The sequence below is a fragment of the Kitasatospora humi genome (genome assembly GCF_020907985.1).
GTDB classification, from domain to species: domain Bacteria; phylum Actinomycetota; class Actinomycetes; order Streptomycetales; family Streptomycetaceae; genus Kitasatospora; species Kitasatospora humi.
The window spans coordinates 238564-255168 of record NZ_JAJJPA010000002.1; the positions used below are offsets into that span (position 1 = coordinate 238564).

The 16605-nt window shown below is 71.8% G+C and carries 14 protein-coding genes; 5 read left to right on the forward strand and 9 right to left on the reverse strand.

Translation table 11 applies throughout. The features are described from left to right. Positions 1-55: 55 nt before the first annotated feature. The 3 genes from LN042_RS03520 (at position 56) to LN042_RS03530 (ending at position 5007) form a co-directional block, all read left to right on the forward strand. Positions 56-2158, forward strand: a complete 2103-nt coding sequence (locus tag LN042_RS03520; protein WP_230048272.1) for an HAD-IIB family hydrolase — start codon at positions 56-58, stop codon at positions 2156-2158. A 686-nt stretch (positions 2159-2844) separates the two neighbouring features. After that, positions 2845-3576 (forward strand): NAD-dependent epimerase/dehydratase family protein, encoded by a 732-nt coding sequence (locus LN042_RS03525; RefSeq protein ID WP_230048273.1) that lies wholly within the window; start codon positions 2845-2847, stop codon positions 3574-3576. A gap of 213 nt (positions 3577-3789) precedes the next feature. After that, positions 3790-5007, forward strand: a complete 1218-nt coding sequence (locus LN042_RS03530; RefSeq protein ID WP_230048274.1) for a glycosyltransferase family 2 protein — start codon at positions 3790-3792, stop codon at positions 5005-5007. A gap of 10 nt (positions 5008-5017) precedes the next feature. On the opposite strand, the gene LN042_RS03535 is transcribed toward LN042_RS03530, so the two are convergent. From LN042_RS03535 to bla, 8 genes are all read right to left on the reverse strand, one after another. After that, positions 5018-5887, reverse strand: a complete 870-nt coding sequence (locus tag LN042_RS03535; protein ID WP_230048275.1) for a glycosyltransferase family protein — start codon at positions 5885-5887, stop codon at positions 5018-5020. Positions 5888-6198: 311 nt separating this feature from the next. Further along, entirely contained in the window at positions 6199-7104 is a 906-nt protein-coding gene (locus LN042_RS03540; protein WP_230048276.1) for a GlxA family transcriptional regulator, read from the reverse strand. Continuing rightward, complete coding sequence (locus tag LN042_RS03545; protein WP_230048277.1) at positions 7101-7685, reverse strand: cysteine hydrolase family protein; 585 nt, start codon at positions 7683-7685, stop codon at positions 7101-7103. The genes LN042_RS03540 and LN042_RS03545 overlap by 4 nt, the downstream gene beginning before the upstream one ends. 525 nt (positions 7686-8210) lie before the next feature. Continuing rightward, entirely contained in the window at positions 8211-9476 is a 1266-nt protein-coding gene (locus LN042_RS03550) for a hypothetical protein (RefSeq protein ID WP_230048278.1), read from the reverse strand. 1010 nt (positions 9477-10486) lie between these two features. After that, a complete protein-coding gene (locus tag LN042_RS03555; protein ID WP_230048279.1) occupies positions 10487-11515 on the reverse strand; it encodes an MBL fold metallo-hydrolase in 1029 nt (342 codons plus the stop codon). Positions 11516-11582: 67 nt separating this feature from the next. Continuing rightward, positions 11583-11981 carry a DUF6234 family protein gene (locus LN042_RS03560; RefSeq protein WP_230048280.1) on the reverse strand — a complete coding sequence of 133 codons (399 nt, stop codon included), beginning with the start codon at positions 11979-11981 and terminating at the stop codon, positions 11583-11585. Between the two features lie 103 nt (positions 11982-12084). After that, on the reverse strand, positions 12085-13113 hold the full coding sequence (locus LN042_RS03565) for an MBL fold metallo-hydrolase (RefSeq protein WP_230048281.1): 1029 nt from the start codon (positions 13111-13113) through the stop codon (positions 12085-12087). 83 nt (positions 13114-13196) lie between these two features. Further along, positions 13197-14105, reverse strand: coding sequence for a class A beta-lactamase (bla, locus tag LN042_RS03570; protein WP_230048282.1), 909 nt, complete (start codon positions 14103-14105; stop codon positions 13197-13199). An 82-nt stretch (positions 14106-14187) separates the two neighbouring features. On the opposite strand from bla, the gene LN042_RS03575 reads away from it, so the two are divergent. Together LN042_RS03575 and LN042_RS03580 are read left to right on the forward strand one after the other, a co-directional pair. After that, the gene (locus LN042_RS03575; protein WP_230048283.1) at positions 14188-15132 is read left to right on the forward strand and encodes a LysR family transcriptional regulator; all 945 of its coding nucleotides are present in this window, start codon (positions 14188-14190) and stop codon (positions 15130-15132) included. Further along, entirely contained in the window at positions 15107-16009 is a 903-nt protein-coding gene (locus LN042_RS03580; protein WP_230048284.1) for a serine hydrolase, read from the forward strand. The genes LN042_RS03575 and LN042_RS03580 overlap by 26 nt, the downstream gene beginning before the upstream one ends. Positions 16010-16149: 140 nt before the next feature. Here the strand turns inward: LN042_RS03580 and LN042_RS03585 are convergent, their stop codons facing one another. Beyond that, positions 16150-16551, reverse strand: a complete 402-nt coding sequence (locus LN042_RS03585) for a MerR family transcriptional regulator (RefSeq protein WP_230048285.1) — start codon at positions 16549-16551, stop codon at positions 16150-16152. Positions 16552-16605 lie beyond the last annotated feature (54 nt).

The window sequence follows — 16605 nt, forward strand, 5'->3', positions numbered from 1 at the left end:
CCGATCGTGACGTGAACACTTCACCACGCCGCGTGGGCGTGTTAGCGTCGCTCGGATGTCGAGGATTCTGGTCACCGATCTGGACGGCACCTTACTCGGCGGCACCCGGGACGACCGGCGCCGACTGCGGGACGCTCTGGCCCGCCACCCCGAGGTGACGCTGGTCTTCGCCACCGGTCGAGGACTGGCCTCCATCCAAGACGTGCTCCGCGATCCACACGTCCCGCAACCGCGGTGGATCCTCGCCGACGTCGGCGCCACCGTCCTCGACGGCACCGACTTCACCCCCGTGGACCCGTTGCAGGCACAGCTGCGCGCCGGCTGGCCGGGAGCGGACCGGGTACGCGCCGCGTTACGCCGCTTCCCCGCGCTCACCTACCAGCAGGACGTCGTCCAGGACGGCCGCTGCTCCTACTTCCTGGCCCCGGACCAGCTCACCGCCGAACTCACCGCAGCCGTGGGAGCCCTCGGCTGCGGCTGGGTCTACTCCGCAGACCGCTACTTCGACGTCCTGCCGCCAGGAGCCTCCAAGGGCAACGCCCTTCAGGCCCTGGCCGGGAAACTGGGCTGGGCACCGGAGGACATCCTGGTCGCCGGCGATTCCCTCAACGACCTGTCACTGTTCCAACTCGGCGCCCACGCAGTGGTCGTCGGCGGCGCCGAGGCCGCCCTGCTCACCGCGGTCGCCGACGACCCGCGCATCCACCGCCCCCGCCACAGCGGCGCGGCCGGCATCCACGCGGCACTCCAGGCCCTGGGCTGGGTCTCCCGCCACCCGGAACGCCTCGGCGGCCGGCACTCACTCGTCGTGGCCTACCACCGCCCCCCGATGCACTGGAACGGCGAAGGCTGGCAGCCGCCCGCCAGCCCCAACGGCATCCTGCCCACCCTGACCAGCGCCTTCACCGACGGCCTGCCAGGCATCTGGGTCACCGCCCTGGCCGCCGACGACCAGCAGGCCACCCGCCCACGTCCCCCTGGGCTGCCCCTGTCCCCCGTGCCGCTGAGCACCGCCCAGTGGACCGGCTACTTCCACCGCGCCGGCAAGGAAACGCTGTGGCCGGTACTGATGTCCGAACCCGACCGATCGGTCTTCGACCACCACACCTGGGCCGACTACCGCACGGTGAACGCACGCTTCGCCGAACACATCAGCGCCGAAGCCGCCCCCGGCGCCACCGTCTGGCTGCACGACTACAACCTGTGGCTCGTCCCCGGCCTGCTGCGCACCGCCCGCCCGGACCTCAGAACCGGCCTCTTCCACCACACCCCGTTCCCGCCACCGGACCTCTTCGCCACCCTGCCCGTCGCCGCCGAACTGCGCGCCTCCCTCGCGTGCCTGGACTGGGCGGGATTCCACACCGCCGCCTTCGCCGACCACTTTCGACGCACCCTGGCCGGCGAAGCCGGCCTGCCGCGCACCGCAGTCCACCCGCTCGGCGTCGACCGGCCCGCCATCGAGGCGCTCGTCCGACGGCGCACACCACCGCTGCGTCGGCCGGCCACCGGCCCCCTGGTGCTCTCGGTCGAACGCCTCGACTACGCCAAGGCCCCCATCCAGAAGGTCGACGCCATCGCCCGGCTCCTCGCCCGGCGACCCGAGCTGCGCGGCCGGCTGACCTTCCGGCTCGTCTGCCCGCCGCCCGAGCCCGGCCTCACCGCCTACGACAGCACCCGCCACCTCCTCGAACAGCGCATTGCCGATGTCAACCGCGCCTGGGCGAGCGGCAGTTGGCGGCCGGTGGACTACCTCCCCCGCAGCCTGTCGTTTCCCGAGGTCGTCGACGAGTACCTGACGGCCGACGTGCTCTGGGTGACTTCGCTGCAGGACGGGATGAACCTGACGGCAAAGGAGTTCATCGCCGCCCAGGCCGCACTCCCCACGCAGGGCGCCGGCGGACCGGGCGTCCTGGTGCTCTCCCGCCACGCGGGCGCCGCCGACGAACTCGGGGACGCGGCCCTGCTCACCGACCCCCGTTCACCGGACGACCTCACCTCCGTCCTGGCGCGGGCACTCGCCCTCGCCCCCGGCGAACGCCGAAGGCGCATGGACCGGCTCTCCCGTCTGCTCGGTCACCAGCGGCCCGCCGACTGGGCAGCCGGGATCGTCCACGCGATCCGGGTCGGCGGCAACGCCGTCACGCCGTCGACGGCGTGACCGCTCACGCGAGCCGAGCGCGGCCGCACGCCACCGGGCCAGGGACCTTCCCACGTACTACGGCCACAGAAGTACGGCGGCGTCCGTTGAACGTCGACAGCCCCGCACCGACGACGCGCCCAGTCAGCTGCGGGTCCCTGACCACGCAGGCCGGCGTCCTGGAACGGGCCGTCCCGTGCGGCGCCATGGGGCCTGCGGTCTACGCCGCGACCGTCCTGATCTGCCCCCACGTACGGCTTCCGGCAGCGGCCTGACCACCGTGTCGCAACGAGGGAACTACCGACCAGCAGGTTTGGTCCGTCACCCTGCGGGCACGCCGAGCTCAGCCCGGACGGCACCGGCCGCGACCGCATGCTCCTCTCCTTCCACGCCGACCCCGCCGGCCTCACCCCCGAACCGGTCAACACCAAGTCAACCGCTCGACGCCGGATAGCAGTCCGAGTACGAAGGTGCGGGCCGCCGAGGTATGCGGCTCGACCAGCGTCAACCGCCCCACGACGCGGGCTACTTCCAACAGGTCGTGCCGGCTGTCCAACTCGGCTACCGTGCCCGCGTCGCTTGGCGGCGGTACGGACCCGCTGTACCTGGAGCCGGTCCGCAAGACGGCTGAGCCGGCGTCAGCCCGCGACGAAGTGGCGGACAGACCCGCAGTCGTCGGTCCTGGCCGCCACTGCTAGTTTTGCCGGATGCGTGTTCTGGTGATCGGTGGGTCCGGATACGTCGCCGGCCTGGTGAGACCGGTCCTCGCGGCTCAGCACGATGTCCGTGTGCTCGATCCGCGGCCGTCGGCCGGCGATCACGACCGTGACCACGTGCTGGGTACGGCCACCGATCCCGTCGCGCTGGCCCGGGCCATGCGCGGGGTCGACGCGGTGGTGCACGCCGCACTGGGGGCCGTCGATGAGGACGGCTTCGCGCGCGCGGCCCAGGCGTTCGAGGTCAATGTGACCTCGGTGCACTTGACGCTGCTGGCGGCGCATCAGGCCGGGGTCCGCCATGTCGTGCACCTCAGCAGCCTGTCCGTCTACCAGGACTGCGCGGAACGCCGGTTGGACGAGTCGGTACCGCCCGACGCGACCGATCTCTACGGGCTGACCAAGCGGCTCGCGGAGCAGGTGTGCGAGGCCGCGGTCGCGCAGTGGGGCATGTCGGTGACCGTGCTGCGCCTGGCCTGGCCGACCACGGACGAGGCGTGGCCGGCCTGGGCCCTGCCCGGCGCCGAACCGGTGCTGAACCGCGCGGCGGACGGCACGCTGCTGCCGGCGCTGGCGGCCGGCGACCTCTCGCGGGCGGTGCTGGCCGCGCTGGAACACCGGGAAGGCTTCGCCGTCTTCCACGTCACCGGCGACGGCTCGGGTCGGCGCTGGAACCCCGCCAAGGCGGGCAACGGCCTGGGGTGGCGGGCACTGCGGCGCTGAGGCGCTGAGGATCCATCAGCAGGGTGCTGGTTTTCGACTTCGTGGGGGCGACGAAGCATGTCCGGGGCAGTGAACACCGGTATCCGTCATGACGCTCCATCGCCCGACGTGACGCCGCCGGTCTTCGCTGACCTCGATGGTCGGCGGTCTCGCCGGGTCCGCCGTGCGACGATCGTTCTCGGCCCGGTGCTGTTGGCGGTCGTAGTGGTCTGGGTGACCACGGCAGGTTGGCAGGGGCCGCTGGCCGCGTTGGGTGGTGTGACGCGGGACGTGCTCGCCGCCGTGCTGGCGTTGAGCCTGCTGCGGCTCGCGGTGGTGTGCTGGGCGGTATGGCGGCGTCCCCGGGTACGGGGCGTCGTGAGCGGGCCGGACCGGCCCGCGCCGGTCACGCTGATCATCCCCGCCTACAACGAGGAGGCCGGGATCGCCGCGGCCATCCGCGCGGCGTCCGCCTCGATCCATCCCGTGGACATCGTGGTGGTCGACGACGGCTCCACCGACCGGACCCGGGAGATCGTCGAGGGGTTCCCCGACGTACTGCTGATCCGCCAGGCCAACCAGGGCAAGGCGAGGGCCCTCAATGCGGCGCTGGCCGTCGCGCGTACCGAATTGGTCGTGATGGTCGACGCCGACACGGTACTGGCGCCCACCGCTGTCGGCACACTGGTCGAACCGTTCGTGGATCCGGGCGTCGCAGCGGTGTCCGGCCACATCAGGATCAGCAACCGCGCCGGTGCGGTGACCCAGTGGCAGCGTCTCGACTACGCGGACTTCAACCTCGAGCGCGTCATGTTCGACCGCCTGGGAGGAATGCCCACGGTTCCCGGCGTCATCGGGGCCTTCCGCCGGACCGCGGTGCTCGCCGCCGGCGGGGTCGGGGAGCGGACGCTCGCCGAGGACACCGATCTGACCATGGCCCTCCACCAGCAGGGCTGGCGCGTCGTCCACCAGCCGACCGCCCACGCCTGGACCGAAGTCCCCTTCACCCACCGCGACCTGGCCCGGCAGCGATACCGGTGGTCCTACGGCACCCTCCAGGCGATCTGGCTGCACCTGCGCTCACCGCGCACCCGCGGCAACCGCCTGAACCGCATCGGCCTGCCGTACCTGCTGGTGTTCCACATCCTGCTGCCGCTGGCCGGCCCGCTCGCCGATCTCGCCCTCGTCCTCGCGCTGCTGCACGGCGACGCGGTGACCGTCGGCCTCTGGGGCGCCCGCCTGGCCGTGCTGATGGCCTCCACGCACCTGGCGCTGCGGCTGTCCGACGAGCCGCCCGCACTGGTGCTGCTCCAACCCGGCCTGCACGCCTTCTACGGAAACCTGACGTTCGCGGTCCTGGTCCGGTCGATCGTGGCCGCCCTCACCGGCACCCCGGTCCGCTGGAACAGGGTGCAACGGCAGGAGGCCGCCCGCACCCCCGCGACCGGCTGACCGGGCGGCCTCACCCAGCCGCCGCCCGCACCATCTCGAACACGTCGGGGCGCACCCGGCCGGCGCGCACCTGCGAAGCCACGAACTCCTCGCCGATGTCGCCACACTCCAACGCGCTGCCCAGCAGCTCGAAGAAGAGCAGTTCCTGGTGCGCGTCAGGATGCCGGTGGTGCACCTGCGGCGCAGGTACCGAACCCCCGACCGCGTGCAGCTGGTAGTCCAACGGCAGCCCGGTACGCCACGGTTGGGTGCGCACGTCGGTGTAGTGCAGCAGTCGCGTGCGATCGGTCAGGGTGTCCAGGTGGTTCCACTCCTCGGGCAGCGGGCCGATGCTCCCCGGCGCCTGGTCCGCCAGCCGCAGCCAGTCCAGCAGGTCCAACCGCCCGGCCCGGACCTCCTCGATCGCCGCGTCCCAGCGCCAGTGCCGCAACCGCTCACAGTCGAGCAGCATGACCGAGGTGGACCACACCCGCGTCGGCACGCCACGGTGCCAGTCGTCGCGTTCGCGGCACCGGACCGCCGCCCCCGCCATGTCCTCCTGGAGCAGGGCCGCCACATCGCCGACGGCGACGATGTCCGGATCGAGCACCAGCGCCCTTCCCCGGTACCCCATGAGCTGCGGCACCAGCATCCGCAGCGGACTGACGGTCAGGCCGTTCCACCGGATGAGCTCGCCCGCGTACCGGATCCGCCGCCCGTGGAGCCGGGCCGGCAGCCGCGGTGTCTCCTCCACCCGCAACACCCGTACGTCGAAGGTGTCGGCCTGCGCGGACCGGAGCTTGAGCGAATGAGCGGCGACCTTCGCCGCCAGCAGCTGATCGTCGTTGGTGTGGACGAAGACGACCGGCCGCGGCACTGTTCCGGACGCCGGTACGGGCATGGGCTTGCCTCCTGTTTCCCGAGGCGGTCCGCACCACGGAACTGATCCGCCAACAGCTGCCGAACCACCGCTCGGCTCTCCTCCTCGAGCGGTGGTCGTCCAGCGTACCCGGGTCGGATTCCGGCCCACCGGACGGATCGGCGGCGCAGCCCCGGCAGGAGCCCCGCCCTTTGGTTCGTCACGGGGGTAATGGTGGTTGCCTTGGGAGGTGGGGACGTCTGCCTGTCCTGCCGACCACAGCCGCCCGGCCGGTGAGCCGGGAGGTGCATCGCGGCCGGCTGGAGCGCGACCTGTCACGGCCCCGCGGGTTCTCACGCCCGCGCGCGGAGGCGGCGGAGCATGCGGGCGTCCTGGAAGCCCACGGCCCGGGCCGCGGTCTCGGTGGTGGCGCCGTGGGAGATGAGGTGTTCGGCGCGTTCGAGCCGCAGCTCCTGCTGGTAGCGCAGCGGGGTGAGTCCGGTGGCCTTGGTGAAGTGGCGGGTGAGGGTGCGTTCACTGATGCCGGCCGAGGAGGCGAGGTCGGCGAGGCTCAGCCGGGTGGTGAAGCGGGCGTCGATCTGGTCCTGCACCTGGTGGACGGCATCGACGAGGTGGGAGCGGTGGCGGAGCATCGCGCTGGTCTGCTGCTCGTTGCCGTTGCGCCGGGTGTAGACGACCATCCCACGGGCGATCCGTGAGGCGGCTGCGGGCCCGTGCCGGACGGCGATGAGGTGCAGGGCCAGGTCGATGCCGCTGGCGATGCCGGCCGAGGTGACCACCCGGTCGTCCACCACGTACAGCACGTCGCGCACCACGGTGGCTTTCGGGTAGTGGCGGGCGAGTTCGTCCTGTGCGTCGTGGTGCGTGGTGCAGCGGCGGCCGTTCAGCAGCCCGGCACGCCCGAGCGCGGCCGCGCCGGTGCAGATGCTGGCGACCGTCCCGCCGGCCGCGTGGTGGGCGGCCAGTTGCTCCAGTGTCGCCGGGGACAGCTCGCCGTCGGCCCGCAGCGCCGGCGCGCGCCAGCCCGGGACGACGATGAGGTCCCCGGCCGACAGCCGTGGCCACTCGGTGGCGGCCCGCAGCGGGAGCCGCTGTGCCGTCGGGACGTCTTCCTGCTCGGCCACGTAGCCGATCTCGTATCCGAGGCCGAGGTCGGCCGCGGTCGAGAACACCTGGGCGGGCCCGGCGAGGTCCAGCAGATGCAGCTGCGGGACGAGCAGGAAGACGACCTGGGTCACGATCCGGTCAGCTCCTTCACGGTGGCGATCCTGGCGAAGCGGCCCGAGAGCGCGTACTCGGTGCGGGTGATGATCTCATCGGTGGAGAGGGTGAGCGGGTCGGCGAGGATCTCCGCCAGGCTGCGCCCGGCCGGGGCGTCCCGGTGTTCGATCGGGTGGGTCGCGGTGGCGTCGGTGACGAAGGTGACGTCGTAGCCCAGGTCGGAGGCGACCCGGGTGGTGGTCTCGCAGCACTGCTCGGTGCGGATACCGCTGACGGCCAGTTCGCGGATGCCGCGCTCGGTGAGCAACTGCTGCAGGTTGGTGGTGGTGAACGCGTTGTGCGAGGTCTTGGTGATGACGGGCTCGCCCTCGGCGGCGGCCAGCCCGTCGATCAGCCGCACATGGCCGAGGGCGGGGTCGAAGACGTTCCCGGAGCCCGCATCGGCGTGCAGGAACCAGACGACGAGGTCCCCCTCGGCGCGGGCATGGGTGACCAGCTTGTTCACCTGGCCGACGATGGCGGGGTTGGAGACGACCGCCCACTTCTCGAGCCGGCGGAAGGATTCCTGGACGTCGATGACGAGGAGTGCTCTGTTCATGCCTCGATCTTGGCGGGCGTGGGGCTCCGGGCTGAAGACACCATTGTGCCCGGATCCGGAACGATCCAGTCAGTGCGGTGAGACCGGCCAGGGCGGTGATGCGCGCTTGCGGGCCGAGCCGCCAGTACACCGCTATGGAGGGCTCCCGCTCTGGCGGGAGGGATCGGGTGCATGCCGGCCGCTGTGAACTTGTCCAGCTTGTAGCGGGCCTGACGACCGTCGCCGGGTGGGGCCCGACCAGTTGCTTGACAACAGCCGGTTGACGTTTCCGTGGCGGGCGGGCGGCGGGCGAGTTCTAAGAACCAGCACGGTCATCGACACGACGCAGCGCGCGGCGTCCTGGTGACCACTCGCTGGTCCGGCAAGGCCAGTCCGCCCACTGGAACGCCTTGCCGTCGACGCCATGGTCGGCTTGCCGAAGCTGTCGCGCAGCCGGCAGGCGAGCGGATCGACCTGCCGTGCTCCACCCGCATCAACGCGCACAGCGGAGATGCAGGGTTCGAGCGGCGATCGGCTCATTGGAACTCATGAGCCAAGGCGTGACAGCCTCTTGCCGTAGTCAGGTGCGGTCAGGTCGTGCTGTAGGGCTACCGGGACCTCCGCCTGCACCAGCCCGGACCGGAGCGTGAGGACGCCCACCGCGGTGCCTCCCTTCGCGCTGTGCGACATGTCCTGGGGATGCCGGGCAAGGGTCAACTGCGTGCCCATGCCGGGCCAGCCTGTCACCGTCAGGTCGGCCGCCGCGACCACCGGGGTCCTGCTCCCGAAGCCGTCGTCGAGGTAGCCGACGACATCGCCCTTCTTGACGACGGTCACCGAGGTCAGAGCCTTCTGCACCTGCGTGATGAGCTTCTGGCTGACGGTCAGGGCCTTGCGGAGGCTTTCGTCGAGAGTGGTCGTGCTCTGTTGGCCCATCACGACGCCCAGGACCAGCTGGTTCCTGCCGTTGACCTCCTGGTGTGCGGCCCACAGCAGGTTGCCGCCCGCCGCCGAGGTCGAGCCGGTCTTGATCCCGACGACGCCCGGGTTGGCCAGGGCGGTGTTGTTGTTGTCGATCCGACCGACCCCGGCGATGGTCACCCCCGGCATCGCGACGACCGCGCTGAACGTCGGGTCCTGCATGGCCGCCCGGGCCAGCGCGAGCTGGTCGACAGCGGTGCTTCGGGTACCGGCGTCCAGGCCGCTGGGGTCGGTGTAGGTGGTGTCGTTCATGCCGAGCTGCCGGGCGGCCCCGTTCATCCGCTGCAGGAACGCCGCCTCCGTTCCGGCGTCCCAACGACCCAGCAGACGCGCGATGTTGTTGCCTGACGGGATCAGCATCAGCTGAAGCATCTGGCGCTCGGTGAAGCGCTGGCCCTGGGCGACCACGGCCGTCGACTCGTCCGAGACGGCGGCTCCCTGCGCTTCGTTCGCCGTCTGCGCGTCCACCATGATGGCGGGGCCGTCCTCGCCGTCCTTGAGCGGGTGGTCCTGGAGGAGGACGTAGGCGGTCATCACCTTGGCCATGCTGGCGGTCGGGATCGGTTTCTGATCGCCGTACGTCCCCAGGCTGCCGATGCCCTCGACCTCCACGGCCGCCTCGCCCTCCGCGGGCCATGCGGGCACCAGCGGTGCGCCGGCGATCGTGTACGACGGCGCACCCGTCATCACCAGGGCCGGTCCGGGCAGCGGACGCAGCAGCTGCACCACGCAGAAGGCGACCGCCAGCAGCATGACCAGCCCGGTGGCGATCCCCGCCCGGCGCAGGCCGCGACGGCGCGCGGTCCGTGCCGGCTGCGGAGCAGCGGCCAACCCGCGGGGGAACCGGCGACCGCCCTGCCTGGTGAGGGCTCGGCGAGGCCGGCGACAGCTTCGGCGGCCTTGGCTGCCTCGGCGCAGGCGCCCGGCGCTTCCTCGCTCCCCGCGACCTCCGCCGTGGTTCCCGCGTCAGCGCGTGGGCCGTCCGGGGCGTTCCCACCAGGCGCCACGGGCACGGGCTCGGCCTGCTTGTCCGGTGCCTCGCCACGGTCCTCCTCTGCGGCAAGGAGCCCGGTCGGCTCGGTCGCCGCGGTTGCGTCGGGCCCGGCCTGCGCGTCGGCGCTGCCGTCGCACGGGCCTGAGTCGATGGCATCGGGCCGGGCCTCGTCCCCGGCCGTGCCCGCCGACTGGGCTGCTCGCGTGGCGGGCGTGGCGGGCGTGGCGGGCTCCGCTTCGGTTGCCGACGCGACGGCATCGGCGGACCGCTCGAGGTCGGACCCATCGCCCTCCGGCCGGTGCTCCGCTGCCCTGTGAGCAGCCCCGAGAGCAGTCCCGTGAGTCGGTACGGCCGGCACGGTCTCGGGGACGTCCGTTCCTTCGGATTCGCTCCTGGTCGCGCCCTCGCCGTCAGCCGGGAGCCCCTGTGAGCCGGGTGCCGCCTGTGGGGCGCCGGACGACTCGGCGTTCAGCCCGGTCACCGGCCGACCGGTGTGTGGCAGCGGCTCTGCCGGCTCCCCGCGGCGCGGCTCGGTCGTCACCTCGACCGCTTGCCTCGACATGTCCTGCTCCGCCCGACCAGTGGCGTTCGCCGTCACTCGGTCCTCCCCCTTGGCATCGTCGGGGCTGCCGATCGGGCACCCCGTCAGTGATCTCGGTTCTGCTGACGATCTTGTTGAGCCGGCTGGTTCCGCGGAGCGAACCCGACGGCCTATTCGCTGTGAGGTTGCCGACGTCGGCACCGGCGGCCATTCCCCTGTGGCTTCGACACCAGCGGACGAGCGCGGGAGTGCCCACTGTTGGCCTGCGCTCGATGAGTGGCTGCCGACCGGCGCGACTCGGTGCCCTCAGGGGGTGAAGGACTCCAGGTGGTCGAGGCGGATGAATCGGGTGGTCGGGCTTGCCGCGCGTACTGCCTGTTCGAGTGCGGTCAGGCCGCCCCAGTCGCGTGCCGGGTCGGTCAGGGGGTAGTCGAAGTCGTCCCAGTGGGTGGGGATGACGTACGGCGGGTGGTCCAGGACGTCCATCAGGTGGGGGACGTAGTCCGGCACCGAGGCGCCGCCGGGCTGGAGCAGCAGCACGTCCGGGGCGAGGCCGGTGAGTTGGCGGGCGTCGTAGTTGGCGGCGCCGTGGTCGAGGATGCTGAGCCGGTCGCCGATGGTGACCAGGTAGGCCAGGGTGCCGCCCTCCACCAGCTCGGAGATCACCCGCGGGCGGGGTGGGGGAGTGCCCGGTCGGGTGCCGGGAAAGGGGACCTTCTTGCGCGGACCGGTCATCGAGTGCAGCGAGGGGATGACCTGGATGGTGTAGCCGTCGAACTGCAGGAGCTCGCCGCCGTGCACGACCGACAGTTGGTCCTGGGGTGCGCCGAGCGCGGTCAGCAGGTTGGCGTGGGTTTCGGTGCCCAGCACGGTCGCGCCGGTACTGGCGGCGATGTGCGGGATGTCGGGCAGGTGGTCGTAGTGGCCGTGGGTCACCAGGATCTGGTCGGCGCGCAACTGGAGGCTGTCGATCAGGTCGGTGTCCACGGTGATCGGGGTGGCGGGGTCCGCGCCTCGCGGGGTGTAGGTGCCGGTGTGGAAGCGGGTGATCCAGGGATCGATCAGGAGGGTGGTGGGCTTGTCCGGATCGCCGAAGCGGATCTCCCAGCCGTTGTTGCCCAACCAGCGCAGGCGCACCCCCGAGGAGCCCGGTGGGCCGAGTCGACGCCGGCTCCTGTCCGCCGCGCGCGGGGCGGCCGGGGCGGGGGAGGCAGCGAGCAGGGCGCCGGCGCCGGCGATGGTCGCAGCGCCGGTTGCGGAGGCGCCGAGCAGTTGGCGGCGCGACAACGGGTTGATGGCGGGGCGGTTCTGAGGCGGTTTCTTGAACGGTGACACGGGCAATGTCCTTGAGCGGTGGTGGAGGAGGCCATTTCGATGGCCGGGGACGCGACGACGGCGATGGTCAGGGGCAGTTGTCGGAGCCGCTGTAGCAGGCCCGGTAGTCGGGCGCCGGCCGTGGTGGCGGGTCGAAACGGTGGATCTCGTGGTAGTGGGCGGCCATGACGGCTGCCAGGGCGAGCGCGCACAGCAGCTGTAGCGCGGTCGTCACGCGGGAGCGCAGCCAGGCGGCCGGGACGGCGAGCACGAGGGTGGCGATGAGCATGTCGAGGGTGACGGCCATCTCGGCGCGATCGACCTGGGTCTGGTCGTACTGGCCGTCCGGATGCCGGCCGATGCCGATGGTCCCGTAGAACCAGAGGCCGGCGACGGCGAGGACGAGCAGCGCCCCGCACGCGATGTCGGCGGCCAGGCTCGGACGGGTTCGAGGACGCGGGCGCGCGGCACGTCGCTCGTGGATCACGCCGCCGACCTGCGGCAAGTCGCGGCTGCCTGCCTCGAGGACGAGCACTCGCCGCCGCGCGGACCCGGGCAGTGCCGGATCGCCGCAGGAGGGGCGTCGGTGCTCAGCAGCACGCGTGCGCCCCCATGGCCTGCGCCCGCGGTGTGCTGGTGACAGTGGTGGTTTCGGCATCGGCGATCCGGCCGCGCAGCATGGTGTCCATGACGGCCAGGAAGCGGTCTACCCGGTGGTGGCCGAGCACGAAGGGATTCGGCCCACCCGGCTGGTCGCGGAGCTGCTCGACGCGTTGCAGACCGTGGTCGTTGGGGTGGTTCGACAGTTCCACGTCCACGCCCGCCCGCGCGGTGCGGGCCCGGAAGGACTGGACGGAGGCCAGGTACGTGCGCAGTTCCGGGAGCGTGGCGGGCGGGTTCATGCCGCCCCACAGCATGGCGGTGTGGTGGCGGCCACCGGTTCGCACCGGGAAGATCGGTGAGACTGTGCCGGGGGTGTGGCCCGGCGTGTAGTGCAGGCTGATTGTCGTGCCGCCGAGGGTGAGGCGCTGGCCGTCCGTGATCTCCAGGTCGCGGACGGGGGCGTTGGCCGGGCGGGTGCGGGCGACGAGGTCCCAGTCGGCGGGCGACATCATGACCCGTGCCCCGTAGCGGTCGGCGAGCAGCTGGGCGCCGCCGAGGTGGTCGTAGTGGCCGTGGGTGACGACGATGTACTTGATCGTCGCCGGGTCGGCTCCCAGCTCGCGCAGTCCGGGGACGATGAAGTTGTCGGCGTCCGCCGGCGAGGTGAGCGAGTCGATCAGGATGATCCCGTCGTCGGTCAGCACCGCCATGGCGGAGACCCAACCGGCGCTCAGCATGGCGAGGTTGTCGAAGAGCCTGATGGGCGCCGGGGCGGGCGGGTACTTGAAGACGACGCCGGGCGTCAGCGCCTTGGCCAAGGCGCAGAGGACCGGGTCGGTCCCGGCCAGCCCGCGAGCGCGGTCGTAGTAGGCCTGGCCGGCGCCTTCGGCAGCGGCGGCCCGGGAGGAGAGCACGAGCGGGGCGGTGCCGGCGGCGAGGGCCAGGGCGGTGAGTTGACCGAAGCGGCGCCGGGGGAGCTGGGCGGCGACGGTGTCGGGGTGCGGTGGACGCGTCACGGGGATCCTCCTGGACGATGGGGGAGCAGCTGATCAGGACTGCGGTCGTGGGCGTGGGCATGCTGTCGAAGGCCGGTGCGAGGTCAGTCGAGGGCGTTGACGGCGGCCTTGGTCGCCTGGGCGATCAGGTCGTCGTCCGAGGTGGCGTTCTGCTTGCCGCGGTCGGACAGGACGACGATGACGAGGGGGCTGCGACCGCCGTCCGGCCAGGCGACGGCGATGTCGTTGCGGGTGCCGTAGTCGGCGTTGCCGGTCTTGTCGCCGACCTTCCACCCGGCCGGGACACCGGCGCGGATGTACGGGCCGCCGGTGGTGTTGGCCAGGAGCAAGTCGGTGAGCTGCTGCCGGCGGGCGGCGGGCAGGGTGTCGCCGAGCACGTACTGGCGCAAGTCGGCGGCGAGGGCGCGAGGTGTGCTGGTGTCGCGGACATCACCTGGGATCGCCGTGTTGAGGGTGGGCTCGGTGCGGTTGACGTTGGTGGTCGTGTCGCCGAGGTCGCGCACCGTCTGCTGCACCGCCGCGGGGCCGCCGGCCTCGGCCGTGAGGAGGTTGGCGGCGGTGTTGTCGCTGTGGTCCAGGGAGGCGGCCAGCAGGTCGCGCACTTTCATACCGTCGGCCACGTGGGTGGCGGTGATCGGCGCCCACGCCAGGACGTCCTGCTGCCGGTACGTCACCACCTTGTCCAGTTCGGCGTCGGACGCGTGGCGTAGCAGGGCGCCGGCGGTGAGCGCCTTGGAGGTGGAGGCGAAGGCGAACCGTTCGTCCGCGCGGTAGGTCACCTCCCGGCCGGTGCCGGTGTCCAGCGTGTAGACCCCCAGCCGGGCGCCGAAGCGTTGCTCAAGCTGTTTGAAGGAGTCGGTGGTTGAAACGGTGGCGGTGGCGGCTGCGTGGGACCGTGCCGGTGCGCCGGTGCCGTTCGTTGCGCAGCCGGTCAGCAGGGCCGCGAGCGGCGGGGCGGCGAGCAGGGCGGTACGGAGCTTGGTGAGGTCCATGGCTGACAGCCTCCCCTCGTCCTCTCATGCGATCAAAGACAGAAGTGGCAGGTCTCATGCTCTTTTGACATAGCATCGGGTCATGGACTTGGTGGGGGCGTGCCGGGTGTTCGTGCAGGTGGCCGAGCGGGGGAGCTTCACCCTGGGTGCCGCGGCGGCAGGAGTGCCGCAGCCCGTCGCGAGCCGGCGGATTGCCGCTCTGGAGAAGCACCTGGGCAACCTGCTGTTCGACCGGTCCGGCCGCCGCGCCGCGTTGACTCCCTTCGGACGGGACCTGCTCGCGTCCGCCAAGCGGCTGGTGGAGCTCGCGGACGCGCTGGAGTGTGACGCCGAGCAGGCCAGACTCAGGCCGCTGGCATTCGCCGTTCCCGACATCTGCCCAGCCCGGCAGTTGGCGGTACTCGATTGCACGGCACGGGAGTTGGGCATGGTCCTCGCCTTCCGGGCGGCGGACCCCGCCACCCGGGTGGAGCTGCTCAACGCCCACGACGTACGCCTGGCGCTCCTCGCCGTTCCGCCCCATGAAGCCACCTGGGCCGTCCCACTGGGCGTGGCCACCGCGGCCGGCGCCGACACGCGGCCACTGCGCCTCGAGACGCTGCGGCCCCGAAGGCCGCAGCGCACCTTCCAGCGGATCTGGATCCAGCCGGAGGACGACCTGCCGCACATCCGGGACCACCTGAAGCAGCTCGGCCATCGCGCGGCCCTGCTGCCCGCACAGATCACGGTCGCGGCCTCGCTCACCGCGGCACTGTCCGAGACCCTCCGTACCGGCGCCCTACTCCTCTGCTCGGCCGCGCAGGCGCACGAACTGGGGCTGCACTGGCGTGCGTTCGCGGGAACGCCCGTCGCTCGCGGGTACCAACTGCGTGCCGGCACGGGTGACGACGCACGACACGTGAGCCAAAGACTCCGGGAACCGATCGCCCGCTGCCTTGGCGTCCCAGCCAACGCAAGGGCCGACGTACCGGCCGGAGGAGAGACGGAGGTGAGGAACGGGGATGAATGTTCAGTGGGCCATCCGTGAGCTGCGGGCCACCCTCCAGGAAGCGGGGCTGTCCGGCTCCTTCCTGGTCCGGGACTTGGCCACCGGGGACGAACTCGGCATCGCCCCGGACGTCGAGCTACCCATCGCATCGCTGGTCAAGGTGCCCCTCGCGGTGGCCGTGCTGGAGCGCATCCATGACGGGCGGATCGACGCAGCCACCATGATCGACGTGGTGCCCGGGCGCCTCACCTCGCCCGGACCGACGGGACTGAGCAGGTTCCGCCATCCGGCCCGGATCGCCGTGGAGGACCTGCTGTACCTCAGCACCGCGTACAGCGACAACGCCGCGGCGGACACCCTGTTCGGCCTCGTCCCGCCCTCCGAGGTCAACCGCACCCTGGCGGACCTCGGTATCACCGGCATCACGGTTCGGCACCTGATGCGCGACCTCACCCAGACCCCTGCGGAGCGGTTCGAGCCGCGCGAGGTGCACCTCGCGCAGGCCCTGGCCATCGGCTCCCGCACCGCGGGGCACGGCCACCCGGTCCGCCAACTGGACGTCAGCCGCGCCAACTCCGGCACGGCCCGCGCCTGCGTCGACCTCCTCCAGGCCCTGTGGGCGCCCACCCGTGTCCCGGCCGCCGTCGCCGCCCAGGTCCGCTCACTCATGGGCTCGAACGTCATCCGGCACCGACTCGCGCCTGACTTCAGCTCCGACGCCTCCCTGTGGTTGTCCAAGACCGGCACACTGCTCAACCTGCGCCACGAGATCGGGGTGGTCGAACACGACGATGGCTCGCGGTACGCCATCGCGGCCCTGACGGAGTCCACCGTGCCCGCAGCCGTCCAGCCCACGGCGGAGGCGGTGATGTCGCACGTGGCCCGAGCCCTGCACGACCAGCTGCGGGCCCGCTGAGACAGGGTCACCGCCGGCCGCACCGAGAACTGCCAAGATATCCGCGGCGGCTCGAACCTCCCGAAACGGGGACCATCCGCCCCAACACCGGAACGCTAACGTCGACCTTGGACATGAACGGACCTCACGGGACAGGGCACCTAGGCATGGAGCGCCTCGCCGGGGTCGTTCGTCAGGAGCACGCACTGGTCGAAGTTCATGCAGCCGCACGCCATGCAGTCCGCCACCGCCTGGCGCAGCGCCTGCGTCTGGGTGATGTGTTCGTCAAGTTCGGGGAGTTTGCGGGCGGCCAGCTCGCGCCACTGGCGGGAAGCGCCGGGTGAGGTGTCGGCGTTCAGCAGGCGGGCGATTTCCGCGAGGGTGAAGCCGGCCCGCTGTGCCATCCGGATCAGCGCGACCCGCCGGACCGTGCTGGCCGGCCAGACCCGCCGGCCCGCCTCGCGACGGGCGCCCGGCAGCAGACCGCGCTCCTCCCAGTAGCGCAGCGCGGACGCCCGCACCCGCACCGTCCGGGCCAGTTCGCCGATCCCCAGATACCGCACGCCAATGCTCCTTGGGCCGGGTTGACTTCACGTGCGCTTGAAGCACGAGTGTGA